Annotated in this window: 21 protein-coding genes; 10 read left to right on the plus strand and 11 right to left on the minus strand. The window is 74.4% G+C overall.

Annotation, left to right across the window (positions count from 1 at the left end; all coding sequences use genetic code 11):
- Positions 1–139 precede the first annotated feature (139 nt).
- Together OG767_RS09315 and OG767_RS09320 are read left to right on the plus strand one after the other, a co-directional pair.
- A complete protein-coding gene (locus OG767_RS09315; protein WP_405093028.1) occupies positions 140–2,680 on the plus strand; it encodes a malectin domain-containing carbohydrate-binding protein in 2,541 nt (846 codons plus the stop codon).
- Positions 2,681–2,886: 206 nt separating this feature from the next.
- The gene (locus tag OG767_RS09320) at positions 2,887–3,273 is read left to right on the plus strand and encodes a VOC family protein (protein ID WP_405093029.1); all 387 of its coding nucleotides are present in this window, start codon (positions 2,887–2,889) and stop codon (positions 3,271–3,273) included.
- 66 nt (positions 3,274–3,339) lie between these two features.
- Here the strand turns inward: OG767_RS09320 and OG767_RS09325 are convergent, their stop codons facing one another.
- The 4 genes from OG767_RS09325 to OG767_RS09340 all read right to left on the minus strand — a co-directional run bounded on the left by OG767_RS09325 (position 3,340) and on the right by OG767_RS09340 (position 8,983).
- Positions 3,340–4,110 (minus strand): hypothetical protein, encoded by a 771-nt coding sequence (locus OG767_RS09325; protein ID WP_405093030.1) that lies wholly within the window; start codon positions 4,108–4,110, stop codon positions 3,340–3,342.
- Positions 4,111–4,294: 184 nt separating this feature from the next.
- Entirely contained in the window at positions 4,295–6,361 is a 2,067-nt protein-coding gene (locus OG767_RS09330) for a 3-hydroxyacyl-CoA dehydrogenase NAD-binding domain-containing protein (RefSeq protein ID WP_405093031.1), read from the minus strand.
- Complete coding sequence (locus OG767_RS09335) at positions 6,358–7,554, minus strand: thiolase family protein (protein WP_405093032.1); 1,197 nt, start codon at positions 7,552–7,554, stop codon at positions 6,358–6,360. Before OG767_RS09335 ends, OG767_RS09330 begins: the two co-directional genes overlap by 4 nt.
- Positions 7,555–7,660: 106 nt before the next feature.
- The gene (locus OG767_RS09340) at positions 7,661–8,983 is read right to left on the minus strand and encodes a ribonuclease D (protein ID WP_405093033.1); all 1,323 of its coding nucleotides are present in this window, start codon (positions 8,981–8,983) and stop codon (positions 7,661–7,663) included.
- A 1,088-nt stretch (positions 8,984–10,071) separates the two neighbouring features.
- Between OG767_RS09340 and OG767_RS09345 the strand changes: the two genes are divergently transcribed.
- Together OG767_RS09345 and OG767_RS09350 are read left to right on the plus strand one after the other, a co-directional pair.
- Positions 10,072–10,908 (plus strand): S1C family serine protease, encoded by an 837-nt coding sequence (locus tag OG767_RS09345; protein WP_405093034.1) that lies wholly within the window; start codon positions 10,072–10,074, stop codon positions 10,906–10,908.
- Between the two features lie 113 nt (positions 10,909–11,021).
- The gene (locus tag OG767_RS09350) at positions 11,022–11,921 is read left to right on the plus strand and encodes a hypothetical protein (RefSeq protein ID WP_405093035.1); all 900 of its coding nucleotides are present in this window, start codon (positions 11,022–11,024) and stop codon (positions 11,919–11,921) included.
- A 98-nt stretch (positions 11,922–12,019) separates the two neighbouring features.
- On the opposite strand, the gene OG767_RS09355 is transcribed toward OG767_RS09350, so the two are convergent.
- Positions 12,020–12,592 carry a DUF3000 domain-containing protein gene (locus OG767_RS09355; RefSeq protein WP_405093036.1) on the minus strand — a complete coding sequence of 191 codons (573 nt, stop codon included), beginning with the start codon at positions 12,590–12,592 and terminating at the stop codon, positions 12,020–12,022.
- 184 nt (positions 12,593–12,776) lie between these two features.
- On the opposite strand from OG767_RS09355, the gene hemE reads away from it, so the two are divergent.
- From hemE to hemQ, 3 genes are read left to right on the plus strand one after another with little or no spacing between them, the layout of a single operon-like run.
- On the plus strand, positions 12,777–13,868 hold the full coding sequence (gene hemE / locus OG767_RS09360) for a uroporphyrinogen decarboxylase (protein WP_405093037.1): 1,092 nt from the start codon (positions 12,777–12,779) through the stop codon (positions 13,866–13,868).
- Positions 13,869–13,876: 8 nt separating this feature from the next.
- A complete protein-coding gene (gene hemG / locus OG767_RS09365; RefSeq protein WP_405093038.1) occupies positions 13,877–15,286 on the plus strand; it encodes a protoporphyrinogen oxidase in 1,410 nt (469 codons plus the stop codon).
- The gene (gene hemQ / locus OG767_RS09370) at positions 15,283–15,984 is read left to right on the plus strand and encodes a hydrogen peroxide-dependent heme synthase (RefSeq protein ID WP_281935281.1); all 702 of its coding nucleotides are present in this window, start codon (positions 15,283–15,285) and stop codon (positions 15,982–15,984) included. Before hemG ends, hemQ begins: the two co-directional genes overlap by 4 nt.
- A 115-nt stretch (positions 15,985–16,099) precedes the next feature.
- Here the strand turns inward: hemQ and OG767_RS09375 are convergent, their stop codons facing one another.
- The 4 genes from OG767_RS09375 to OG767_RS09390 all read right to left on the minus strand — a co-directional run bounded on the left by OG767_RS09375 (position 16,100) and on the right by OG767_RS09390 (position 18,921).
- Positions 16,100–17,218, minus strand: a complete 1,119-nt coding sequence (locus OG767_RS09375) for a lytic polysaccharide monooxygenase (RefSeq protein WP_405093039.1) — start codon at positions 17,216–17,218, stop codon at positions 16,100–16,102.
- Between the two features lie 112 nt (positions 17,219–17,330).
- Positions 17,331–17,771 (minus strand): GNAT family N-acetyltransferase, encoded by a 441-nt coding sequence (locus OG767_RS09380; RefSeq protein ID WP_396776141.1) that lies wholly within the window; start codon positions 17,769–17,771, stop codon positions 17,331–17,333.
- A 62-nt stretch (positions 17,772–17,833) separates the two neighbouring features.
- Positions 17,834–18,523, minus strand: coding sequence for a hypothetical protein (locus tag OG767_RS09385; protein ID WP_405093040.1), 690 nt, complete (start codon positions 18,521–18,523; stop codon positions 17,834–17,836).
- A gap of 137 nt (positions 18,524–18,660) precedes the next feature.
- Positions 18,661–18,921, minus strand: a complete 261-nt coding sequence (locus OG767_RS09390) for a Prokaryotic metallothionein (RefSeq protein WP_107159255.1) — start codon at positions 18,919–18,921, stop codon at positions 18,661–18,663.
- A gap of 152 nt (positions 18,922–19,073) precedes the next feature.
- Between OG767_RS09390 and OG767_RS09395 the strand changes: the two genes are divergently transcribed.
- Positions 19,074–19,349, plus strand: a complete 276-nt coding sequence (locus OG767_RS09395; protein ID WP_405093041.1) for an isoamylase early set domain-containing protein — start codon at positions 19,074–19,076, stop codon at positions 19,347–19,349.
- 10 nt (positions 19,350–19,359) lie between these two features.
- Here the strand turns inward: OG767_RS09395 and msrB are convergent, their stop codons facing one another.
- Positions 19,360–19,770 (minus strand): peptide-methionine (R)-S-oxide reductase MsrB, encoded by a 411-nt coding sequence (gene msrB / locus OG767_RS09400; protein WP_107159259.1) that lies wholly within the window; start codon positions 19,768–19,770, stop codon positions 19,360–19,362.
- A gap of 47 nt (positions 19,771–19,817) precedes the next feature.
- Here msrB and ligD point away from each other — a divergent pair, with 47 nt between their 5' ends.
- Positions 19,818–20,849, plus strand: a complete 1,032-nt coding sequence (gene ligD / locus OG767_RS09405) for a non-homologous end-joining DNA ligase (protein ID WP_405093042.1) — start codon at positions 19,818–19,820, stop codon at positions 20,847–20,849.
- A 22-nt stretch (positions 20,850–20,871) separates the two neighbouring features.
- On the opposite strand, the gene OG767_RS09410 is transcribed toward ligD, so the two are convergent.
- Positions 20,872–21,705, minus strand: a complete 834-nt coding sequence (locus OG767_RS09410) for a hypothetical protein (protein ID WP_405093043.1) — start codon at positions 21,703–21,705, stop codon at positions 20,872–20,874.
- A 274-nt stretch (positions 21,706–21,979) separates the two neighbouring features.
- On the opposite strand from OG767_RS09410, the gene OG767_RS09415 reads away from it, so the two are divergent.
- Complete coding sequence (locus OG767_RS09415) at positions 21,980–25,165, plus strand: FtsX-like permease family protein (RefSeq protein WP_405093044.1); 3,186 nt, start codon at positions 21,980–21,982, stop codon at positions 25,163–25,165.
- Positions 25,166–25,209 lie beyond the last annotated feature (44 nt).

Here is a 25,209-nt window from a genome sequence, read left to right on the forward strand (position 1 = left end):
TCCCGCCCGCCCACGGCGGTGGTCGGGCGTGGCGGCGCGGTGGTCGGTCAGAAAGCTTGCCGCGCGCTGGACGTCGCCGCGGGCGTGGCTCAGGGTGAGCGGTGCGACACGCCTCACCGCCCGACCTACGGAGCTGCCCGTGACCCACCCCTCGCCGCCGCGCCGCCGCGCCCTCGCGGCCCTCGCCGTCGTCGCGTTGACCGCGGCCGGCCTGGCCCCGGCCGCCCCCGCCGGCGCCGCGCCCAACCACACCACAGTGGTCAAGGACGTCCCGGCCACCACCTCGCCGGACATCATGGACGGCACCGTCGACGCGATCCACGACGCCGGCTCGAAGATCATCGTGGCCGGCTCGTTCAGCACCGTGCAGAACCGCAACTCCGACACCGACATCACCCGCAACTACCTGCTCGCCTTCGACAAGGCCACCGGCACGGTCGACACCGCGTTCGCGCCGTCGGTCGACAACGAGGTGTACGCGGTCGTCGCCGGCCCGACCGCCGGCACGGTCTTCGTCGCCGGCAAGTTCAACACCGTCAACGGGGTGACCCGGCGCAAGGTGGCCCTGCTCGACGTCGCCACCGGCGCGCTGGTCACCAGCTTCACGCCGCCGGCGTTCAACGGGCTGGTCAACGACATCGCGCTGGCCGGCACCCGGCTGCTGGTCGGCGGCATCTTCACCACGGCCGGCAACCCCAACCCGCGTGGCGGGCTGGCCTCCCTCAACGCCACCACCGGCGCGGTGGACAGCTACCTGACCACCGCGCTCACCGAGCACCACAACTACGACGGGGTCAGCGGCTCCAACGCCGGCGTCGGGGTGGAGAAGATGGCGCTCGCCCCGGACGGCACCAGGCTCGTGGTGATCGGCAACTTCAAGAAGGCCGACGGGGTGCTGCACGACCAGATCGTCCAGCTCGACCTGGGCGCCACCGCCGCCACCGTGGCCGACTGGAACACCAGCCGTTACACGCCCCGCTGCAAGTGGCAGGCGTTCGACTCGTACATGCGGGACATCGCGTACGCGCCGGACAGCAGCTACTTCGTGGTGGTCACCACCGGATCGCCGTACGGCGGCACGCTCTGTGACGCCGCGGCCCGCTTCGAGGGCGGCACGACCGCCACCGACGCGCAGCCCACCTGGATCGACTACACCGGCGGCGACACGTTCCTCTCGGTGGCGGTCAGCGAGCAGGCCGTCTACGTGGGCGGCCACTTCCGCTGGCTGAACAACAGCGCCGGCGGCGACAACGCCCGGGCCGGCGCGGTCGGCCGGGCCAGCATCGCCGCGCTCGACCCGCGTACCGGCCTGCCGCTGTCCTGGAACCCGGGCCGCCACCCGCGCGGCATCGGCGCCTCCGAGATGCTGGTCACCCCGGCCGGGCTCTGGGTCGGCGGCGACACCTCCTGGATCGGCAACTTCCAGTACCGCCGGGAGCGGATCGCGTTCTTCCCGCTGGCCGGCGGCACGGCCCCGCACCCGACCACCGAGCCCACCCTGCCCGGCACGGTCTACCAGGCCGGCGTGCCGAAGCCCACCAACGTGCTGTACCGGGTCAACGCGGGCGGGCCGCTGGTCGCCGCCACCGACGGCGGACCGGACTGGGCGGCCGACGACGGCGGCAACCCCAGCCCGTACCACAACAGCGGCAGCTCCGCCGCCGGCTTCGCCGCGGTGGGCGCGCTGGACACGACCGTGCCGACCGGCACCCCGGCCGCGCTCTACAGCGACGAACGGTACGACCCGGCCGGCGCGCCGGAGATGACCTGGCAGTTCCCGGTGCCCACCGGCACCGAGGTGCGGGTCCGGCTCTACCTGGCCAACCGGTACGACGGCACCGCCGCCGTCGGCGCCCGCGTCTTCGACGTGGCGCTGGAGGGCGCCACCGTGCTCGACGACCTCGACCTGTCCGCCAGCGTCGGGCACAACGTGGGCACCATGCGCGAGTTCACCGTGGTCAGCGACGGCAGCGTCGACCTGGAGTTCCGCCACGTGGTGGAGAACCCGCTGATCGACGGCATCGAGATCGTCAAGACCGGCGCCCCGCCGGCCGGCACCGGCGACGAGGTGCAGGCCCGCTCGTACGACGGGACGACCACGGTCGGCGCGCCGAGCCCGGTGGCGAACCCGGACGGCACCGCCTGGTCCACCGCGCGGGGCGCGTTCTGGGTCGGCGGCACGCTGTTCTACGGCATGGACGGCGCGCTGTGGCGGCGTACGTTCGACGGGACCACGTTCGGCACGCCGTCGCTCGTCGACCCGTACCACGACGCCTACTGGGACGCGGTGGTGACCGACTCCGGGCCGGCCGACCAGACGTACGCCGGGGTGACCACCGGCTTCTACGCCGAGATCCCCAACGTGACCGGCATGTTCCACTCCGGCGGTCGGCTCTACTACACGCTCGCCGGGCAGAGCGGCCTGTTCTGGCGCTGGTTCACCCCGGACAGCGGCACGGTCGGCGCGGACCGGTTCACGGTGGCCGGCGCGGGCGGGCTCGCCGACGCGGGCGCGGTGTTCCTGGCCGGCGGCACGCTCTACAAGGTCAACCGGAGCACCGGTGACCTGTTGGCGACGGACTGGCTCAACGGCGCACCGACCGCGACGTTCACCGTGCGCAGCGGCCCGGCCGTCGACGGCACCGACTGGCGCGCCAAGGCGGTGTTCCTCGCCCCCTGAGCGGTGCAAGGAGGGGCCCCTTCTTAACGTTTCCGGTAGAGAAGGGGCCCCATCTCACCACCCCGGGGCAGGTCTTGTGGCAGGATGCTGACGTCAGCCGAGAGGTGGAAGGGGGTGTGGTGATGTCCGTTCTCAACAATCCCGCGCCCCGCGTTCCCCGCTGACCTCGCACTCCGCCGGGGCGCACCCCCATCGGAGGAAACATCGTGAGTGCACACGTCCACTGCGTGACCGTGGAGTCCGACGACCCGTACGCCCTGGCCGGATGGTGGGGCCGCGTGCTCGACCGCGAGCGGCACGCCGACGACCACCCGGGTGACCCGGAGGCGGTCCTCGTCTCGCCCGACGGGCACGGCCCCGACCTGCTCTTCGTCGAGGTGGGTGAGCGCCACGGCAAGGGCGCGTTCCACCTCGACCTCCAGCCGGCCGAGGGCACCCGGGACACCGAGGTCGTCCGGCTGCGCGAACTCGGCGCGACGCTTGTCGCCGACCGGCGCCGGCCGGACGGCAGCGGCTGGGTGGTGCTCGCCGACCCGGAGGGCAACGAGTTCTGCGTGTGCCGCTCCACGGCGGAACGCGCCGCGTCGGCCTGACCCGGAAACGGCGCCGGGCCCCCGCCGATGGCGGGGGCCCGGCGCTCCGAGCGGGATCAGTCGGGATCAGTCCTGCTTCTCGATCTCACCGCGCATGTTCACGAACTCCGACTGGAGCTCGGACGAGGACTTGAAGTAGACGACCACCATGCCGAGGCTGCCCTTGTCGGACCAGATGCAGACACCGACCGGGATGTCCTGGGCCTTGCCGTCGCCGCACTTGGCGTCGCCGCCGAGCGGGCCGGCGTCGACCGTCTTGAACTCCTTGGTGCCCAGGTCCGGGGTGACCGCGGCGATGGCGTCCGCCATCTCCTTCTTCGGGTCGGCGATGACGCCGGAGACGGCGACGATCATGACCAGGTCCTTCTTGGCCGGGTCGCCGTAGAACGCGCCCGCCGTGCTGGTCGCGTTCGGCACGTCCTTGCCGAGCTCGGACTTCATCTGGAGCGCGGTCGACTGGAGCTGCGGCTCGGTCGCCTTCGGCCGGCCGCCCAGCGTCGTCGGCTCGACGACCCGGGTCTTGGTGGCGGTGACGACGTCCTTGACGTCGTCACCGGCGGCGAGCCAGAAGGCGACGCCGCCGCCGACGCAGAGCACCAGCACCACGGCCAGGACGATCAGCAGGATCTTGCCGACCCCGAACTTCTTCTTCGGCGGGACCGGGGCGCCGAACTGGTCGCCGCCGTACTGCGGCTGCTGCGGGTAGTCACCGCCGTACTGCTGCTGCGGCGCCGGCGGGTGCTCACCGCCGTACTGCTGCGGCGGCTGGTAGCCACCCGGCTGTGCGGAGGGGGAGGGGTTGTGGCCGGGGTAGGGATTGGACGGCGGCTGGGACATGAAGGCAGCTCCTGTGAAGATTCTGGACGCGTGATGGTAGCCAGAGCCGCCGACACCCTGCCGTCCGGTCCGGGGCGGTGTGATCAAACCGGAACCGTCCCGTGACCGGCCCCGGAACGCCGATCGCGGTGCCCGCACCGTCCGGAACGGACGGCGCGGGCACCGCGATCGATGCGTGGAACGGTCAGCGCAGGCTGGCCACACCGCGCGGCAGGAACCGTCGGCCGGTCACCCGCTCGGAGGTGCCGGTCCGGTCCAGGTACGGCGTGACGCCGCCCAGGTGGAACGGCCAGCCGGCGCCGAGGATCATGCACAGGTCGATGTCCTGTGCCTCGGCGACGACACCCTCGTCGAGCATCAGCCCGATCTCCTGCGCCAGCGCGTCGAGCGCGTTCTGCCGCACCTGCTCGGCGGTGAGCGGCTGGTCGCCGACCACGAGCAGCTTGGCGACCTCCTCGTTGACCTGGTCGTCGACCACGATCGGCTGGCCGGAGTCGGCGATCCGCTTGAGGTTCTCGCTGACCGTGAACCGCTCCGGGAACGCCTCGTGCAGGGTGCCGCCCACGTGGTACGCCACCGCCGGCCCGACGAGCTGGAGCAGCGCGAGTGGGCGCATCGGCAGGCCCAGCGGGTCCAGCGCGCTGTCCGCGACGTCCAGCGGGGTGCCGGCGTCAACGGCGGCGAAGACGGTGCCGAGGAAGCGGGTCAGCAGCCGGTTCACCACGAACGCCGGGGCGTCCTTGACCAGCACCGACGACTTCTTGAGCTGCTTGCCGACCGCGAACGCGGTGGCCAGCGTGGCGTCGTCGGTGCGCTCGCCGCGGACGATCTCCAGCAGCGGCAGCACCGCCACCGGGTTGAAGAAGTGGAAGCCGACGACCCGCTCCGGGTGCTCCAGGTCGGCCGCCATCTCGGTGATCGACAGGGAGCTGGTGTTGGTGGCGAGCACCGCCTCCGGCGCGACGATCTTCTCCAGCTCGGCCCAGACCTGCTTCTTGACGCCCAGGTCCTCGAACACGGCCTCGATGACGAAGTCGGCGTCGGCGAACACCGACTTGTCGACCGAGCCGGACACCAGGCCGTACAGCTTGGCGGCGGTGCCCTTGTCCATCCGGCCCTTGCTCACGGCCTTCTCGATCTGCGTGTGCACGTAGCCGACACCCTTGTCCACCCTGGACTGATCAAGGTCGGTCAGCACCACCGGCACCTGGAGCCGGCGGGCGAACAGCAGCGCGAGCTGGCTGGCCATCAGGCCGGCGCCGACGATGCCCACCTTGGTCACCGGCCGGGCCAGGCCCTTGTCCGGCGCGCCGGCCGGGCGCTTGGCCCGCCGCTGCACCAGGTCGAACGCGTACAGGCCGCTGCGCAGCTCCTCGGAGAAGACCAGGTCGGCGAGCGCCTCGTCCTCCGCCGCGGTGCCGGCCGCGAAGTCCGCGTCCTTCGCGGTCTCCAGCAGGTCCAACGCCTTGTACGCGGCCGGGACCGCGCCGTGCAGCCGCTGGTCGAGGGTCTGCCGGGCGAAGTAGAGCACGCCCGCCCACATGTCCTTGTCGACCTCGGGGCGGGTCACGGTGACCTCGCCCCGGACCACGCCGGCGGCCCATTCGAGCGACCGCTCCAGGAAGTCGGCCGGCTCCAGCAGCACGTCCGCGATGCCCATCTCGGCCGCCTGCTTCGGCTTGAGCATCCGGTTCTGCATCAGCGGGTTCTGCAGGATCACCTGGGTGGCGGCGGGAATGCCGATCAGGTTCGGCAGGAGCTGGGTGCCGCCCCAGCCGGGCACCAGGCCGAGCGAGACCTCGGGCAGCGCCAGCGCCGCCGCGCCGGCCGACAGTGTCCGGTAGTGGCAGTGCAGCGCCAGCTCCAGGCCGCCGCCCATGGCCGCGCCGTTGACGAACGCGAACGTCGGGACGTCGCTGTCCTTGAGCCGGGCGAAGACCCGGTGGCCGAGCCGGCCGACCTCCAGCGCCTGCTCGCGGTCCTCCAGCTGGGGCAGGCTGGTGATGTCCGCGCCCACGCAGAAGATGTACGGCTTGCCGGTGACCGCGACGAACGCCGGGTTCGCCGCCAGGGCGGCGGTGATCGCCTCGTCCAGGCTGGTCAGGCCGCCCGGACCGAAGCTGTTCGGCTTGGTGTGGTCGAAGCCGTTGTCGAGGGTGATCAGGGCGGCCGGGCGGTCCAGCCCCGGTACGGCCACCTGACGCAGCAGCGCCCTGGTGACGACCTCGTTCGGTGCCGCGAGCGCGCTCACTTGTCTCCACCCTCCCAGTTCGGGTTCTCCCAGATGACCGTGCCGCCCATGCCGATGCCGATGCACATGGCGGTGACGCCGTAGCGGACCTCGGGGTGCTCGGCGAACTGCCGGGCGAGCTGGGTCATCAGCCGCACGCCGGAGGACGCGAGCGGGTGCCCGATGGCGATCGCGCCACCCCAGGCGTTGACCCGGGGGTCGTCGTCGGCGATGCCGAAGTGGTCGAGGAACGCGAGCACCTGCACCGCGAACGCCTCGTTCAGCTCGAACAGGCCGATGTCGTCGATGCTCAGGCCGGCGATGCGCAGCGCCTTCTCGGTGGAGGGGATCGGCCCGACGCCCATCACCTCGGGCTCGACGCCCACGAAGCCGTACGACACCAGCCGCATGCCGACCGGCAGGCCCAGCTCGCGGGCGGTCTCCTCGGCGACCAGCAGCGCGGCGGTGGCGCCGTCGTTCAGGCCGGCCGCGTTGCCCGCGGTGACCTTGCCGTGCGGGCGGAACGGGGTCTTCAGGCTGGCCAGCTTCTCCAGTGAGGTGTCCCGCGGCGCCTCGTCCACGGTCGCCAGGCCCCAGCCACCGTCGGCGTCCCGGATGGCCACCGGCACCAGGTCGCCCTGGAGCTTGCCGTTGGCGTACGCCTTGGCGGTCTTCTGCTGGGAGGCGAGCGCGAACGCGTCGGTGCGTTCCTTGGTGATGTGCGGGACCCGGTCGTGGAGGTTCTCCGCGGTGGCGCCCATCACCAGGGCGGACGGGTCGACCAGCTTCTCCGCGACGATCCGCGGGTTGGGGTCGACGCCCTCGCCCATCGGGTGGCGGCCCATGTGCTCCACGCCGCCGGCGATGGCCACGTCGTACGCGCCCATGGCGATGCCGCCGGCCACCGTGGTGACGGCGGTCATCGCGCCCGCGCACATCCGGTCGATGGCGAAGCCGGGCACGGTCTTGGGCAGGCCGGACAGCAGGGCGGCGGTGCGGCCGATGGTCAGGCCCTGGTCGCCGATCTGGGTGGTGGCGGCGATCGCCACCTCCTCCACCTTCTCCGGCGGCAGCTGCGGGTTGCGGCGCATCAGCTCGCGGATGCAGCGGATCACCAGGTCGTCGGCGCGGGTGTTGGCGTACATCCCACCCGCCTTGCCGAACGGCGTTCGGACGCCGTCGACGAAGACGACATCTCGGACTTCACGGGGCACTTGGAGCCTCCCTCGGCACTGGCCATTTCTCCGGATGCTACTCGCCAGTAACCAGCGGCGTCACCACCCCCCGTGTGGCCCACCTCACAACCCGCGTCGGGTCGGCTCAGGACGCCGGGGTGCGCAACGCCTCGGTGAGTGCCGGCAGGAGCAGGCCGAGCTGCCACTCGCGGGCACCCAGCGTGCGCAGGGTCTCCGCCACCGTGTCGTCGGTGATCTCCTCCGGCGGCTGCCAGGCCAACCGGCGGATCGAGTCCGGCGCGATCAGGTTCTCCGCCGGCAGCCGGTGCGCCGACGCGGTGCCGACCACCACCTCCCGGCAGCGGGCCAGCCGGCCCGCCGCGACCGGGTCGCGCTCCGCCCACCGGTGCGGCGGCGGCGGACCCTCCACCGTCGGACTCACCGGCAACGCGTCGTCCGGCAGTTGGCGTGCGTCGTCCAACGCCGCCAACCAGGTACGCGCCAGCCGGCGCACCGAGCGGCCACCGAACCCGGGCAGGGTCAGCAGCGTCTTCTCGTCCTTCGGGTCCAGCTCGGCCGCCGCCACGATGGCCGAGTCGGGCAGCACCCGCCCCGGCGCGGCGTCCCGACGGGCGGCGATCTGGTCCCGCGCGTACCAGAGGGAGCGCACCCGGGCCTGGGCGCGGGCGCCGCGGACCCGGTGGATGCCGGACGTGCGCCGCCACGGCTCGGCGCGGACCCGGGGCGGGCGGGCGCCGTTGCGCACCAGCGCGGCGAACTCCTCCGCCGCCCAGCCGGACTTGCCCTGCCTGTCGAGTTCGGCGTCGAGCGCGTCGCGCAGGTCGACAAGCAGCTCCACGTCCAGGGCCGCGTACGTCAGCCAGGACTCCGGCAGCGGCCGGCTGGACCAGTCGGCGGCGGAGTGGTGCTTCTCCAGGCTGAAGCCGAGCAGCTGTTCGGTCAGCGCGGCCAGGCCGACCCGCTCGAAACCAGCCAGCCGGGCGGCCAGTTCGGTGTCGAACAGCCGGCGCGGGCGCAGCTCCAACTCGGCCAGGCAGGCGAGATCCTGGCTGGCGGCGTGCAGCACCCACTCCGCCTCGGCGATCGCCGCGTCGAGCGCGGACAGGTCGGGCAGCGGCAGCGGGTCGATCAACGTGGTACCGGCGCCGGCCCGGCGCAGCTGCACCAGGTAGGCCCGCTGGCTGTAGCGGTAGCCGGAGGCGCGTTCGGCGTCCAGGGCCACCGGGCCGGTGCCGGCCGCGAAGCGGGCCACGACCGCGTCCAGCTCACTGGGGGTGGCCACCGGCGCGGGGGTGCCGTCGCGCGGGGCGGTCAGCGGAACGGCTGCGCTCGCGTCGGTCTCGGTCCCCGCGCCCGCCGGCTCCGGCACGGCCGTCGACGGATGCGGAGACACCTCTCCCGTACGGCTTTCGGCGGCCCGACGGCGCAGGGGTGGTTCGTCGGTCACCTGACAACCCTAGTAGGCCGGACGATCCGGTGCGCGCAGCCGGTCCGTTGCGTGTCGACGAGATGTCCCCCAGGTGTCCGGAACGCGCCGGGTTGCGCGGGGGTGAGAGGGTCGGACATCGGGGAAGACAAACCCCGTTCCCGCCGGTACGGTCCATCGAGCCGTGGGCGGCGCGGGGGCGACCGGGTAACGGTCGGCGCGCCGGCGGAGCCGGCGGGGGAGGACAGGCGATCATGGCAGGCGGGTACGAAACCGGCGACGGCGTGCCGGGGCAGGGCGGCGACGGAACGGCCGACCGGCCGGGGCCACTGCCGCCACGCATCGCTCCGCCCGGCCGGGCGGCCCCGTTCCCCGGCGCGCCCACCGGCCCCGAATTCTCCCGGGGCGTCGCCGCACCGGAACCGGCCCGGGGCAATGCCGCGCCCGGAGCGCCCCGGGGCGCCTCGTCCGGTCCGGCCTGGGGCACTGCGACCGCGCCTGGAGCGGCCCGGGGTGCCGCCGCGCCCGGCTCGACCTGGGACGCCGCGCCCGGTCCGGCCTGGGACGCCGCCGCGCCCGACCCGGGTCGGGGCGTTGCCACGCCGGATTCGGCCTGGGGCGGCGGGGCGGGCCACGCCGGTCACCCGCCGTTCGGCGGGGCATCCGCGGCATCGCCAGCGCCGACCCAGCCGAATGCCGGTTCGGCCTGGTCGGGCCAGCCGGCGTCGGGGTCGGCCTACCCGTCCCGACCGGCCCCGGCTGCGCCGTCGAGCGGTCAGCCGCCGTCCGGTCCGGCGTATCCGGGTCAGCCGGTCTCCGGTCCGGCGTATCCGGGTCAGCCGGTGTCGAGCCCGGCGTTCCCGGGTCAGTCGCCGTCCGGTCCGGGATATCCGGGTCAGCCGACGTCGAGCCCGGCGTTCCCGGGCCAGTCGCCGTCCGGTCCGGCGTCTCCCGGTCAGCCGACGTCCGGTCCGGCGTTCCCCGGTCAGTCGCCGTCCGGTCCGGCGTTCCCCGGTCAGCCGACGTCCGGGCCGGCCTGGCCGGGTCAGTCAGGCTCCGGGTCGGCCTGGCCCGGTCAGCCCACACCGGGCTCGGCGTATCCGGCCGGTGTGTCCGGCCAGACCGGATTCGGCGGGTCGCCGCTCGCCGGTGGCCCCGACCCGTCCCGCCGCCGGGGCCGGCTGCCGGTGGTGGCGCTCGTGCTGGCCGGTGTGCTGGCCGTGGTCACCGGCGTGCAGGCGTACCAGATCCACCGGCTCGACGACCGACTCGCCGCCGCCGACCGGCGGACGGCCGAGGCCCAGGGCGCGGACGCCCGCCGGCTCGACGGGCTGGAGCAGCGCGCCGGAAGCCTGGAGAAGCAGGCCGGCGCCGCGTTCAATCCCGAAGCGGTGGCGAGCGCGGTGCTGCCCAGCGTGTTCCGGGTCCGGGCCGGCCAGTTCACCGGCACGGCGTTCGCGGTCGGCAAGGCGCCGGCCGGCGGTGGCACGACGCTGCTCACCAACTTCCACGTGGTGGAGTCGGTCTTCGCCGCCGGCGAGCGCAAGGTGTTCCTGGAGCGCACCGACCAGCGGTTCGAGGCGACCATCATCGACACCGACAAGGAAAAGGACCTGGCGCAGTTGCGCACCACCGCGACGTTCGGCGGCCTGGTCGCGGCCCGGACGCCGGTGAAGTCCGGCCAGCAGATCGTGGTGGTCGGTGCCCCGCTCGGCCTGCAGGACAGCGTCACCACCGGGGTGGTGAGCGCGTTCCGCAAGGACGAGGGGGGCTCCGGCCCGGTGATCCAGTTCGACGCGCCGATCAATCCCGGCAACTCCGGCGGCCCGGTGATCAACGGGTCGAAGGAGGTCGTCGGCATCGCCACGGCCAAGGCCCGTGACGCCGAGGGCATCGGGCTGGCGGTGCCGATCAAGACCGCCTGCGACCGCTTCAAACTCTGCTGAGTCGCGGCTCAGCGCGGCGCGCGCCGTGCGGGTGTGGCCCCGACCACGCCACGCCCCCTCGACCCCGGCCCACCGGGCCACCCCGCGGGGACCAGCACAACTGGAGGAACGACATGTCCCAGCCACCCACCGGAGCGGAGGGCCACCCGCCCCAGCCGCCGGGCGGCACGGTCTACGGCAACCCGTACGGGAGCCAGCCCTCGCCCCCGCCGTACGGCCCGGCGCACCCCGACCCCACCCGGCCCCAGCCGCCCGTCTCCGGCCCCGGCGACCACGGTTCCGGCGCACCCGGCCCGGGCGCGTACGGTTCCGGCGGGTACGGCGCGGGCGGTCCCGCCCCGGGCGGGCCCGGTCCCGGTGCCTACGCGCCGGGCGCCGCCCCCGTCCCGGCGCAGCCGATGTCCGCGCCGCCGGTCTCCGGCGCCGGCTACCCCCCGCAGCCGATGTCGGCGCCGCCCGTCTCCGGCCCCGGCTTCGGCCCGCAGCCGATGTCCGGGCCGCCGGTCTCCGGTCCCGGGTTCGGCCCCCAGCCCATGTCCGGGCCGCCCGGCGCCGCGCCCCCGTACGGCCCGGCCGGTTACGGCACGCCGACGGGGACGCCGGCCGGCGGTGGCCGGGGCCGGACCACGCTGATCCTCGCCCTCGTCGCCGGGCTGCTCCTCGTCCTCGGCGGCGTGATGACCGGTCTCTACGTCACCACCAACGGCAAGCTGACCAGCGCCGAGCGGCAGGTCAGTCAGCGTGACGGCACCATCTCGGCGAACCAGCGGGAGATCGAGAAGCTCAAGGGTGAGGTCAAGGCGGTTCAGGAGCGCCTGGCCGACACCGAGCAGGACCTGACCGGCACCAAGAACGACCGGGACGAGCAGGCCCGGCAGAAGAAGGTCATCGCGAACTGCCTGGACAAGCTGACCACCGCCATCACCGCGGCGTCTCGTGGCGACAAGGCGGGCTTCGAGGCGGCCAACAAGGGTCTCGACAAGATCTGCGACGAGGCCGAGAACTACCTCTGAGCCCCACCCACCTGATCGATCATGAAGTTGGCGGCCGTCTGGATCTCCGGAACGGCCGCCAACTTCATGGTCAACAGGGCTGGTCGAGAGGGTCCGGGTCAGGCGGCGCCGGCGGGGCGGCGGATGGGCAGCGCGGTGACGCCCGGGGGCGGCAGACCGGCCGTCGAGGCCAGCAACGTGCACCAGCCGAGCAGGTGCGGCCCCAGGTCGGCGCGGAGCGGCGTCCAGGAGGCGCGGATCTCGATGTCGCCGGCGGCGGGCGGCCCGGCCAGCTCACCGAACCGGGTGGAGAGCGTCTGGGTGACCGTGCCGCCGATCGCCCGGTGCCCGGCGCCCTGCGCGTCCAGCGCGTCGGTCAGCCAGGTCCAGCCCACCCCGGGCAGCAGCGGGTCGCTGGCCAGGTCGACCTCCAGCTCGGCGGTGACGTACGTGACCAGGCGCAGCGTGCCCTGCCAGGCCTCGTGCCCGGCCGGGTCGTGCAGCAGGATCAGCCGGCCACTGGCGATCTCGTCGTCGTCGCGCAGGACCGCCGCGGAGAGGGCGAACGCGTACGGGGCCAGCCGCTGCGGAGCGCCGACCTCCTCCAGCAGGATCTCCGGCCGGGGTGTGGCCGACCGCAGTCCCGCGACCGCGCGGGCGAACGTTTCCGGGAGCGCGATCGGGGGGGCCATGCCGGCAGCCTATGCCGCCTCCGCCGCGCGGTGGGTGACGCCGCGCCGGGCGCGTCGCGGGCGCCTCGGCGTTGAGCGGGGCGCCCGCCTCTACCGGAGGCGTTAACAGGGGGCCCCTCCTTTCACGTCACATGTGGGGGCGGGGGGCGTGAGGGTGGGCGGGGGGCGTGGCACGATTGCGGCGATGACCACCGACACCACGGGCACTGCCGCCCGAGACGGAGAACCCCGCCGCGGCGGGCCGGCCGACTCGCCGTTCGTGCGCGCCTGCCGGCGCGAGCCGGTCCCGCACACCCCGGTCTGGTTCATGCGCCAGGCCGGCCGGTCCCTGCCGGAGTACCGCGAGATCCGGGCCAGCGTGCCGATGCTGGAGTCGTGCCGCCGCCCCGAGCTGGTCACCGAGATCACCCTCCAGCCGGTCCGCCGGCACGGGGTGGACGCGGCGATCCTGTTCAGCGACATCGTGGTGCCGGTGGCGGCGGCCGGGATCGACCTGGACATCGTGCCCGGAACCGGGCCGGTGGTGGCCGAACCGGTGCGCACCGCCGCCGACGTGGAGCGGATCACCCCGATCGGCCGCGACGAGGTGTCCTACGTGGACGAGGCGGTCCGGCTGCTCGTCGCCGAGCTGGGCGACACCCCGCTGATCGGCTTCGCCGGCGCGCCGTTCACGCTGGCCAGCTACCTGGTCGAGGGCGGGCCGTCGCGGACCCACGCGAAGACCAAGGCGCTGATGTACGGCGACCCCGACCTGTGGCACACGCTCTGCGGCCGGCTGGCCGACGTGACGCTGTCGTTCCTGCGGGTGCAGATCGAGGCGGGCGTCTCCGCCGTGCAGCTCTTCGACTCGTGGGCCGGCGCGCTCTCCGAGGCCGACTACCGCCGCTTCGTGCTGCCCCACTCGTCGTACGTGCTGGGCGGCCTGGAAGACGCCGGCGTGCCGCGGATCCACTTCGGGGTGGGCACCGGCGAGCTGCTCGCCGCGATGGGCGAGGCCGGCGCCGACGTGGTCGGCGTCGACTGGCGTACGCCGCTTGACGTCGCCACCGGCCGGATCGGGCCGGACAAGGCGGTGCAGGGCAACCTCGACCCGACCGTGCTGCTCGCCGGATGGCCGGTGGTCGAGGCCGAGGTGCGGCGCATCGTCGAGCAGGGCCGCGCCGCGCCCGGCCACGTGTTCAACCTCGGCCACGGCGTCCTGCCGGAGACCGACCCCGACGTGCTGACCCGGGTGGTCGCGCTGGTGCACGAGCTGTCCGCGCGACCGGCCCGCTAGGGGGAGCCGTGGCGCGGCCGTGGCGGGTGGCGATCGTCGGTGGCGGGATCACCGGGCTGGCCGCCGCCGTCCGGTTGCGCGACCGCGCCCCCGCCGGCACCGAGATCACCGTGTACGAGCAGTCCGGCCGCCTCGGCGGCAAGCTGCGCACCGGTGAGCTGGCCGGCGGGCCGGTCGAGTTCGGGGCCGAGTCGTTCCTGATGCGCGACCCGGCCGGCGGGGAGTCGGCCGCGGTGACCCTCGCGCGCCGCCTCGACCTGGCCGCGCAGCTCGTGCACCCGACCGTCGGGCAGGCTGCCCTGCTCGTCGACGGCGGGCTGCGCCCGGTGCCGGGCGGCACGCTCGTCGGCGTACCCGGGGATCTGGCGAAGGTGGCGGCGGTGGCCCGGCCGGCGGCGGACGCCGACCGGGACGCGGGCCGCCCGCTGCTGGCCCCCGGCGAGGACCTCGCGGTCGGCCGGCTGGTCCGGGAGCGGCTCGGCGACGCCGTGGTGGACCGGCTGGTCGACCCGATGCTCGGCGGCGTGTACGCGGGCCGCGCCGACGACCTCTCCCTGGTCACCACCATGCCGGCGCTGGCCCGCGCGGCCCGTCGGGAGCACACGCTCGTCGGTGCGGTACGCGCCGCGCAGGCCGCCGCGCCGCGCGCGCCCGGCGTCCCGGTCTTCGGCACCCTGGCCGGCGGGCTGAGCACGCTGGTCGAGGCGGCGGCGCGGGCCAGCGGGGCGACGATCCGCCGGGACGCGGCGGTGCGGGAGCTGCGCCGCACCCCGGACGGCTGGCGACTCACCGTCGGCCCGACCCGCGAAGCCGACCATGTCGAGGTCGACGCGGTGGTGCTGGCGGTGCCGGCCCGGCCGGCGGCCCGGCTGCTGGCCGGCGAGGCGCCCGAGGTGGCGGCGACCGTCGGCGCGCTCGACTACGCCAGCGTCGCGCTGGTCACGCTCGCGCTGCCCGCGCCGGAGCTGCCGGAGCTGTCCGGGTTCCTGGTGCCGGCCGGCGAGGGCCTGCTGATCAAGGCGGCCACGTTCTTCACCACCAAGTGGGGGCACCTGCGCCGGCCCGACGGGTTGGCGCTGGTGCGCGCCTCGGTCGGCCGCTACGGCGACGAGACCTCGCTCCAGCTCACCGACGACGACCTGGCCGCCACCGTACGCCGGGAGCTGTCGGCGGCGCTGGGCACGGCGCTGCCCGACCCGGTGGCCCGGCACGTGCAGCGGTGGGGCGGCGCGCTGCCGCAGTACCCGCCCGGGCACACCGGCCGGGTGGCCGGGGCACGGGCGGCGTTGCGCGCCGCGCACCCGACGCTGACGCTGGCCGGGGCCGGCTACGACGGGGTCGGCATCCCGGTCTGCGTCCGCTCCGGCGAGACGGCGGCCGAAGAGATCATCACAGCACTGGGAGGATCGGCGACATGACCGAGCAGACCAACGCGGCCCGGCTGCGGGAGCTGAACGAGACCATCCGCTACACCATGTGGTCGGTGTACCGGGCGTCGAGCCCGCTGCCGTCGCTGCGGGAGAACGTCGTCGACGAGGTCGAGTCGCTCTTCACGGAGCTGGCCGGCAAGGACGTCACGGTCCGGGGCACGTACGACGTGGCGGGGCTGCGCGCCGACGCCGACCTGATGATCTGGTGGCACTCGTCGTCGAGCGACGCGCTCCAGGACGCGTACCTGCGGTTCCGCCGCACCACGCTGGGTCGGGCGCTCACCCCGGTCTGGTCGCAGATGGCGCTGCACCGGCCGGCCGAGTTCAACCGCAGCCACATCCCGGCGTTCCTGGCCGACGAGCAGCCGCGCGCCTACCTCTGCGTCTACCCGTTCGTCCGTTCGTACGAGTGGTACCTGCTGCCCGAGGGGGAGCGCCGGGAACTGCTGGCCGAGCACGGGAAGATGGCCCGCGGCTACCCGGACGTGCGGGCCAACACGGTCGCCTCGTTCGCGCTCGGCGACTACGAGTGGATGCTGGCGTTCGAGGCCGACGAGCTGCACCGCATCGTCGACCTGATGCGCGACCTGCGGGCGTCCCGGGCCCGGCGACACGTCCGCGAGGAGATCCCCTTCTACACGGGCCGCCGCCGCCCCGTCGCCGACATCGTCACCTGCCTGGTGTGAAAGGAGGGGCCCCCTTTTAACGCCTGCGGTAGAGAAGGGGCCCCCTCTCACACCGGAGTGTTAAAAGGGGGCCCCTCCTTGCCGGCAGGCCGGGGTCAGGGCGGCGGGCTGGCGGTCAGGCGGTCGTCGTGCAGGAGAGGATCCCGGGCACCGGGTTGGTCCCGCTCGCCGAGCCGGTGAAGCCGAACGAGGTGCTGGCCCCCGGGGCGAGCGCGCCGTTGTAGGCCACGTTGCGTGCGGTGACAAGCGTTCCGCTCGTGGTGACCGTGGCGTTCCACGCCGAGGTGACCTGCTGGCCGTTCTGGTAGTTCCAGCTCACCGACCAGCCGCGGATCGCTGAACCGCCACCGTTGGTGACCTTGACCTCGGCCTGGAAGCCGCCGCCCCACTGACCGGTGACCTGGTAGGTCGCGGTGCAGCCCCCGGCCGGGTTCGGCGTCGTCGGTCCACCGGTGGGGGTGGCGGTCGGCGACGCGGTCGGGCTGGCCGTCGGCGACGCGGTCGGCGAGGTGGTGGGGGACGCGGTCGGCGACGGGCCGCTGCCGCCGAAGTCGACGTCGCTGCACAGGTAGTACGACTGGTCCAGGTGGCTGGCCTGCCAGATGGTGTAGACGATGTGCCGGCCGGTCCGGCCCGGCGCGTTCGCCGGCACCTGGATCGACACGCCCGAGGTCTCGGGCGTCCACTGGCTGGCCGGGGTGTTGCCGATCTGGCCGACCTGCTCCAGGTCGCTCCAGCGCAGCGGCGAGGTCAGCGCGTTGAAGCCCTGCTTGGTCACGTACACCCGGATGTAGTCGGCGCCGTGGCTGGCCTGGTCGTACAGCTTGATCCGGAAGTTGTTGGAGATCGGCGTGGTCTTCCAGGCGCCGACCGTGTCGAGCGCGTTGTAGCGGCCGCTGGAGGTGCGCCCGCCGCTGCACAGCTGGCCGTCCGGGATGGCGCCCTGGTGGTTGCCGGCGACGCCCTCACGGAACAGGCCGTTCCAGTTCCACATGGCGGCCGGGTCGGCCTGCCAGGCCTGCCAGCACATCGGGTCCTGGGTGGCCATCGCCGGGTTCTGGAAGTCGCTGCCCCAGCGCTGCCAGCAGCCGTAGTTGCGCGAGGCCGGGTCGACCACCGACCCGTGCGCCGAGGCCGGGCCGGAGAACGCGGTGGTGAGCAGCGCCGCGACGACCGCGCAGACGCCGAGGATCGCCGCGCCGAGCGGTATGCGGCGACGGTACGGAGTGGACATGGGAAGCCTCCGGGGGTGGGGTGTCGGTGCACGACGCCCGGACTGTGGGGAGTTGCCCTCTCCCGCGTGGCGGCTCGACCCGCACGCTGCCACAGAAAACGATACACGTCAATTAGTTGGGATTCCGGCGCATCGGGGTGTGCGGGATGCCGTCCTCGACGTAACCGGGCCCGCTGACCGTGAAGCCGTGGCCGGCGTAGAGACCCACCAGGTGCGTCTGCGCCTCCAGCACGCACGGCCGGTCGCCCACCACGGCCAGCGCCTCGGTGAGCAGCGCACCGGCCAGGCCCGCGCCCCGCGCCGCCGGCGCCACCACCACCCGGCCGATCCGCGCCACGCCGTCGGGGTCGGCCAGGATCCGCAGGTACGCCGCGACGGCGCCGTCGCGGGCCAGCCAGAGATGGCGCGTGCCGGGCTCGACGTCCCGACCGTCCAGCTCCGGGTACGCGCAGGACTGCTCCACCACGAACACGTCGATGCGCAGCCGGAGCAGGTCGTGGAACGTGCGGGTGTCCAGCTCGGCGAAGCCGGCCTGGTGGAACTCGACGGACATGCCGCCAGGTTAGGCCGCGGTCCGCGGGTGATCCACGCCGGTCCGACCCGCCGGGCGGACGGTCAGCGCGCCGCCACCCGCAGGCCGGCGCCGGTGGCGACGGCGGCCCGGTCGAACCAGGTCGCGGTGGCGGCGGTCGAGCGCGTCCACACCCCCACGCACTGGGTCACCCGCCCCCGGTGCAGACAGCCGTAGCGGTGCGGGAAACGGGTGCCGTCGGGCAGCGTCATGGTGGCGGCGACCGCGCGGCCCGACACGCCCACCCCGGCGGGCAGGTCGACGGCGGAGTGCCCAGCGGTCACCTGCCCGTCCTCCTCGTCGCGGTCGCACGCCGCCAGCACCTCGAAGATCCGGCGTACGGCGTCGGCGGCCACCGTCGCGTCCGGGTAGACCACGGTCTCCTGGGCCAGCTCGACGAACTCCTCCGGTGGAGCGCCCTTCGGTGTGCCGAAGACCCGGGTGGAGGCCACCAGCCTGCTGTCGAGCAGGGGCAGCGGCCGGCCGCAGGCGATCCCGTCCGAGTCGAGCCGCTCGCTGGCGTGCTCGGGCTTCTCGGCCAGGCCGGCGAGGCTACCGGTGGCGGCATGCCGGTCCCGCAGCGCGAGGGCGACGCCGCCGTCGGTGGGTGCCGGTACGGCGAGAGCCGGTGCGGCGCCGGTCGGCCCGCTCGGAGCGGGGGTCGGGGCGGAGGTCGGGGCGCAGCCGGCCAGCGTGGCGAGGATCGCCGTCGCGGCGATCATCCGTCGGTTCACCGGAGGATGCTAGCCGTCGATGAACGCGGGCCGCCGCACCGGACAGCCGGCAGTGTGGCCGGTCGCGGGTGGCTGTTTCCGGGGTCAGCCGGCCCGCCGGCGTGGCGGACGCCCGGCTCCCGGGTCGGGCCGTCCGGTCAGGCGGGGCGGGCGCCGACCGCGTCGCGGATCTCGGCGCCCTGGTCGCCCTCGACCGCGCGGGCGCAGTGGGCGCAGCAGAAGAAGCGGCCGGAGACCTCGACGCCGTGTCCGACGATCTTGATCTGACAGTGTTCGCAGATCGGTGCCATCTTGTGCACCGCGCACTCGAAGCAGTCGAACGTGTGCCGGGCCCCGTCGACCGTGCGCACCTCGAACGCCATCCAGTAGTCGTTGCCGCAGACCTCACAGGCAGCCATACGAAACCCCCCGAAAACGGACTTGTGATCCCAGGGTCGGGCAACGGACGCGCCGGAGCGACCGGAACGGCGAACCCGGGCCGGCCCCGACGGCGTGTCGCTGCCGGCGTGTCGCGCGTTGACCCGGGTGGACGGCGAGATCAGGAGGAACCGTGATCAAACGCACCAAGCTCTTCGGCAACCAGACCCGGGTGACGTTCTCCCTGCCCCGCGACGCGCCAGCCGGCACGGTGAGCGTGGTCGGCTGCTTCAACGGATGGGAGCCCGGCCGGCACGAGCTGCTGCCGCGCCGGGACGGCACCCGGACCGTGACCGTACGGCTCGGCCCGGGTGAGTACCGCTTCCGCTACCTCGCCACCGGCGGTGTGTGGCTGGACGACGAGAGCGCCGACCGGGTCGACGAGGTTGGCGGCCTGCTGCGCCTGTAGGGCCGCGCGGTCAGCCGCCGCTCGGCTCCAGCCGTACCGAGATCGAGTTGACGCAGTGCCGGGTGTCCTTCGGGGTGAAGCCCTCGCCCTCGAAGACGTGCCCCAGGTGGCTGTCGCAGCGCGCGCAGCGGATCTCCACCCGCCGCATGCCGAGCGTGTTGTCCGGGATCTCCTTGACCGCGCCGGGAATGGCGTCGTCGAAGCTGGGCCAGCCGCAGTGCGAATCGAACTTGTCGTCGCTGCGGAACAACTCGGCCCCGCAGGCCCGGCAGTGATAGACGCCAGGGGTCTTGGTGTCGACGTACTCACCGGTCCAGGGCGCCTCGGTGCCGGCCTCGCGGAGCACCCGGAACTCCGCCGGGCTCAACCGGACCCGCCACTCGTCCTCGGTGCGGGGCAGTTCATTGTCGGAAAGACTCACCGCTCCACGGTACGTCGGCTGTCGGTGGCATCGCATATGGTCGCCTGATGGCGGGCAGCAGAAGCGCGGTCGAGGAGATCGAGGTCGCCGGCCGGGCCGTGCGGCTGAGCAGCCCGGGTCGGGTGATCTTCCCGCAGCACGGCTTCACCAAGGCGGACGTCTTCCACTACTATCTGGCGGTGGGCGAGGGCATCACCCGGGCCCTGCGGGACCGGCCCACCACCCTGCAACGCTTCCCCGAGGGCATCGAGGGGGAGATGTTCTTCCAGAAGCGGGTGCCCGCCCGTGGCGTACCCCCGTGGGTCCGCACCGCGGAGATCAGCTTCCCCAGCGGCCGGACGGCTCAGGAGCTGTGCCCGGCCGACCTGGCCCACGTGGCCTGGGCGGCGCAGATGGGCACCGTGGTGTTCCATCCCTGGCCGGTGCGGGCCGCCGACACCGACCGTCCCGACGAGCTGCGCATCGACCTCGACCCGCAGCCCGGCACCGACTTCGCCGACGCGGCGACCGCCGCCGGTGAGCTGCGCGGGGTGCTGGACGAGCTGGGCGTGCCGGGCTGGCCCAAGACCTCCGGCGGCCGGGGCGTGCACGTCTACCTGCGCATCCAGCCGCGCTGGACGTTCGTCGAGGTGCGCCGGGCCACCATCGCGCTGGCCCGGGAGCTGGAACGGCGGCGGCCCGAGCTGGTCACCACCGCCTGGTGGAAGGAGGAGCGGGGCCGCCGGGTCTTCGTCGACTTCAACCAGATGGCGCGGGACCGCACCATCGCGTGCGCGTACTCACTGCGGGCCAACGGGCGGGCCACCGTCTCCACCCCGGTCGACTGGGACGAGCTGCCCGAGGTCGACCCGGACGACTTCCACCTGGGCACGGTGCCGGCCCGGTTCGCCGAGCGAGGTGACCCGCACGCCGGCATCGACGACGCCCCGTGGGACATCACGCCGCTGCTGGAGTGGGCCGAGCGGGACGCCGCCGACGGTCTCGGTGACCTGCCGTACCCGCCGGAATACCCGAAGATGCCCGGCGAGCCGAAGCGGGTCCAGCCCTCCAAGGACCGCGACCGCCCGAAACCGTCCTGACCACCCCGTCCCTGCCCCGCATTCAGAGGAGCGCCCGGACGGACCTCCGGATGTGGTTCGGGCGGCGGTAGAGATCGGTGGCGGTGTAGATCCGGATACGCCAGCCGTGCTCGGCCAGCCAGTTCAGCCGGGAGCGGTCGTGGTGCAGGCGGTCGGGGTCGAGGTGGGAGCGGCCGTCGTACTCCACGCCGACGCGCTGCCGGCGGTAACCCAGGTCGAGCCGGTACACCGGCACGCCCTCCTCGTCCGGCACCCAGAGCTGCGGCTCCGGCGCGGGTAACCCGGCGTCGATCAGCAGCAGGCGTAGCTGGCTCTCCTGCCGGCACTCCGCACGCGGGTCGGCCAGCTCGGCCAGCCGGCCTGCCTGGCGTACCCCGCGCAGCCCGGCGTGCCGGGTCACCTCCGCCAAGAGGTCCGCCCGGCGGCACGCGCCCACCCGTAGGCACAGGTCCAGCACCGGTAGCGCGTCCGGCCGACGGAGCACCCGGGCCAGGTCGACAGCGCAGCGGGCGGCCGGCGCGCACGGCACCCCGGCGACCTCCACCACGTCCCTGACCGGCAGGACTGTCTGATGAACGGTCACGCCCCGGATGCTCGGCACCGGGCCTCCGGCCGGAACGACCACGTGCACCTTGTCGCCGGACACGGCACCGAAGCGGTGCAGCCGGGCACCGGTGTGGAACCCCGCCACGGCGCCGGGCGGCAACCGGCGGAAGAGCGCCCGCAGCCGGCCCGCCTCATCGTCCGCGCGTCCGTAGACACCTCTCGACAGCCGGCCCAGACGCCCCGCCTCCACGCGGTGTCGCACCGCTCCGCGGCTCACCCCGCCGGCCCGCAACTCGTCGTACCGCCACACCCCGCCAGCCTCCCGGGCCTCCCGTCCCCCCGTCCGCCCCTGTGGACAACCCCGCCCCCGCCTCGTCGATCTAGGAGTAATGGCACCTTACAAAAGGTGCATAACTGACATTCCATGGCACCACAACTCCAAGATCGACGAGGTCAGGGTGGGGCGGGGGCGGGGGTGGGGTGGGGGTGGGTGGGGTAACGATCATGTAACGGGCGCGAACCTTTTCGTGGGGGTGGCGGGTCTTCCTGGTCATCGGCTCACCCGGGCCAGGGAAGGACGTCGGATGAAGCTGGTGTGGAGGCGGGCGGTCGAGGCCCGAGGGCTGCTGCTCGCCGCCGCGGTCGCGGCGCTCGTCGCGGTCGGGCTGGTCACCGGGCTCTCCGACTACAACCGGCGGGCGGTCGAGGCGGGCGCCCGGGCGGTGCTCGACGCCGCCCCGCCCGAGGAGCGCAGCCTGCTGGTCAGCGGCTCCGGCGGCGCCGACGCGGCGGCGTTCGCGGAGCGGGACCGTGCGGTCCGGGCGCAGTTCGCCGGCCGGTTGGGCGGGGTGCCGGTCACCGTGGCCGCCGCCCGCTACGGCACCGGGCGGGAGTTGACCGGCGACGTGGGCGCCGCCCGCACCGACGACGACCCGATGTTCGCCAACCTCGCCACCCTTGACGACCTGCCGGCGCGCGCCGAGCTGACCGCCGGGACGTGGCCCACGCCCGGCGCCGCTCCGTTGCAGGTGACCGTGCCGGAGAAGGTGGCCGCGCGGCTCGGCCTGGTGGTCGGGGAGCGGGTGCCGCTGTTCGACCGGGCGGCGGAACGGCCCGGTGCGGTGACTGTCGTCGGCACGTGGCGGCCCCGCGACGCGGCCGACGCGTACTGGCGGCTCGCCCCGGGTGTCGGCGACAGCCAGGGTGACGCGGCGAGCACCTCGTACGGGCCGTTCGCGCTGGATCCGGCGGACTTCGCGCGTACCTTCCCGGGCTCGGTCTCGGCGGCCTGGCTGGCCGTCCCGGACCTGACCGGCGTGGAGCCGGGCCGGCTGCCCGCCGTCACCGCCGCGCTGGCCGACGTCACCGAGCGGCTGCCCGCGGCCACCGGCCTGGGTTCCTCCGCGCAGCAGGTCAGCCACCTGGACCGGCTGGTGGACCGGCTCGGCCGGGCCGACCTGGTGGGCCGGTCCGCCCTGCTCACCCCGCTGCTGCTGATCGTGGTGCTCGGCGGGTACGCGCTGGTGCTGGTCGCCGCGCTGCTCAACGAGGACCGGCGGGCCCAGACCGCGCTGCTGCGGGCCCGGGGCGCCGCGCGTGGCCAGCTCGCCGGGCTCGCCGTACGCGAGGCGACGCTCGTGGTGGCGCCGGCCGTGCTGCTGGCCCCGGTGCTGACCGGGCAGGCGGTCCGGCACCTCGGCGCGGACCTGGGGCTGGCCGACGGCGGTGCGGCCCGGGTCTGGCTGGTGGCGCTCGCCGCCGCGGTCGGTTGCCTGCTCGCCATGGTGGTGCCGGCCCTGCGCCGGGCCGGCACCTACGTCGCCGACATGGCCGCCCGCTCCCGGCCGAGTCGGGGTGCGGCCGTGCAACGCGCCAGCGTCGACGTGGCCCTGGTGGCGCTGGCCGTGCTCGCCTGGACCCAGCTGCGGCAGTACTCCTCGCCGCTGGCCGGCGCGAACGGCAGCCTCGGCATCGACCCGCTGCTCGCCGCCGCGCCCACCATCGGCGTGCTGGCCGGCGCCGTGATCGCGCTGCGGCTGCTGCCGCCGGCCACCCGGCTCGCCGAACGGCTCGTCGACCGGCGACCGTGGAACGCGACCATGTTCGGCATGTGGCAGGCGGGCCGCCGGCCGCACGCCGGGCCGGTGCTGCTGCTCGCGCTCGCCGTCGGCGGCAGCACGCTGGCCTGGTCGCTGGTGGCCTCCTGGGAGCGGTCGCAGCGGGACCAGGCCTGGCACACGGTCGGCACCGACCTGCGGTTGACCGAACGCGACGGCACCGCCCCCGACGGCCGGGCCGCCGCGCTGGCCGCCGCCCCCGGGCTGGACCGGGTGCTGCCGGCCTGGCGGGACGACATCCGGGTCGGTCGGGAGGCCCGCCCGGCCACCGCGGTCGCGTTGGACGCCACCGCCGCGCGCGGGATGCTCCGGCTCGACGACGCCGACGGTGGGGCGTCCACCGCCGCGCTGCTGGATCGGCTGGCGGGCGGCCGGGGCACGCCCGCCGGGACCCTCCTGCCGGCGGCGGCGCGCACGCTGTCCGGGACCGTCAGCACCCCGGTCGACACCGGGTACACGCCGCCCACGGTGGCCGTGACCGCGCTGTTCACCACCGACGCCGGTGCCGCCTGGCGGCTGCGGCTGGCCGAGGCCGACGGGGCCGGCCGGCCGGTGCGCTTCTCCGTCGCGCTGCCCGACACCGGTGGCGTGCCGCTGCGGCTGGTCGGCTTCGAGGCCGACGGCGGCGACGTGGTCGGCCGCTCCTACCGGCTGCTGGTGGCGGGGCTGCGGCTCACCGACGCCGGGGACGTCGCGCTGCCGCTGCCACTCACCGGCGCCTGGCAGGTGGTCGATCCGGCGACCGGGCCGCAGGGCGGCGCGCAGGCCACCCCGACCACGGTGGACGCCACCCGGAGCTTCCGGGTGCCCGACGGGCTCCTCCAGTACGCGGGCACGCCGCCGTCCCGTTTCGCGGTGGTGCCCCGGTCCGACGCCCCGCCGGTGCCGGTGCTGATCACCCCGGGCGTGGCGGCGGCGCTGAGCGTACGCACCGGTGACTCGCTCAAGCTGTCGCTGGCCGAGGTGACACTGGACGTCACAGTGGTCGGTCAGGTCGCCGCGGTCCCCGGCACCGAGGGCGACGGGGTGCTCCTCGACCTGCCCGCCGCCGCCGGCCAGATGCTCCAGCAGCGTGGCGGCGTACGGTCGGTGGCCGAGTGGTGGCTGCGGACCGGGCCGGGCGGGCACACCGCCGCCGCGCGGGCGCTCACCGGGGCCGACGGCACCGTGCTGCACGACCGGCGACAGGTGGCCGAGGAGGCCGCCCGGGACCCGTACTGGCGGGGGGCCCGCACCGGGCTGCTCGCCGCCGCGCTCGGGTCGGTGCTGCTGGCCCTGGTCGGCCTGGCCGTGGACGGGTGGGCCACCACCCGACGCCGGCTCACCGAGTTCGCCGTGTTCACCACGCTCGGCGCGACCAGCCGGTTGCTGGCCCGCGCGTACCTGGCCGAGCAGACGTTCCTGGCCGCGATCGGGGTCGGCGTCGGGCTGCTGGTCGGAGCCGTGGTGGCGGCGACCATGGTGCCGCTGGTGATCCTCACCCCGGCGGCCGGCCGGCCGGTGCCCGAGGCGGTCTTCACGGTGCCCTGGCCGCCGGTCGGGCTGACCGCCGCCGGGCTGCTGCTCGCCGCGCTCGCGTTCGCCGCCGTCGTCACCACCGGCATCCGCCAACGGATCGCCGCCGTGCAGCTCCGGATCGGGGGGGAGCAATGAGCGCGAGGAACGCAGCGCAGCGGAGTCCCGCAGTCGCGAATGAA

The organism is Micromonospora sp. NBC_01392 (assembly GCF_045040125.1).
Lineage (GTDB): Bacteria > Actinomycetota > Actinomycetes > Mycobacteriales > Micromonosporaceae > Micromonospora.

Bases quoted from the DNA above. Each gene is read 5' to 3' on its own strand.
- OG767_RS09325 (WP_405093030.1), bottom strand. From the start codon at position 4,110: ATGTCCCAGCCGCCGTCCAATCCCTACCCCGGCCACAACCCCTCCCCC.
- OG767_RS09350 (WP_405093035.1), top strand. From the start codon at position 11,022: ATGTCCCAGCCACCCACCGGAGCGGAGGGCCACCCGCCCCAGCCGCCG.
- OG767_RS09355 (WP_405093036.1), bottom strand. From the start codon at position 12,592: ATGGCCCCCCCGATCGCGCTCCCGGAAACGTTCGCCCGCGCGGTCGCG.
- hemE (WP_405093037.1), top strand. From the start codon at position 12,777: ATGACCACCGACACCACGGGCACTGCCGCCCGAGACGGAGAACCCCGC.
- hemQ (WP_281935281.1), top strand. From the start codon at position 15,283: ATGACCGAGCAGACCAACGCGGCCCGGCTGCGGGAGCTGAACGAGACC.
- OG767_RS09375 (WP_405093039.1), bottom strand. From the start codon at position 17,218: ATGTCCACTCCGTACCGTCGCCGCATACCGCTCGGCGCGGCGATCCTC.
- OG767_RS09380 (WP_396776141.1), bottom strand. From the start codon at position 17,771: ATGTCCGTCGAGTTCCACCAGGCCGGCTTCGCCGAGCTGGACACCCGC.
- OG767_RS09390 (WP_107159255.1), bottom strand. From the start codon at position 18,921: ATGGCTGCCTGTGAGGTCTGCGGCAACGACTACTGGATGGCGTTCGAG.
- ligD (WP_405093042.1), top strand. From the start codon at position 19,818: ATGGCGGGCAGCAGAAGCGCGGTCGAGGAGATCGAGGTCGCCGGCCGG.
- OG767_RS09415 (WP_405093044.1), top strand. From the start codon at position 21,980: ATGAAGCTGGTGTGGAGGCGGGCGGTCGAGGCCCGAGGGCTGCTGCTC.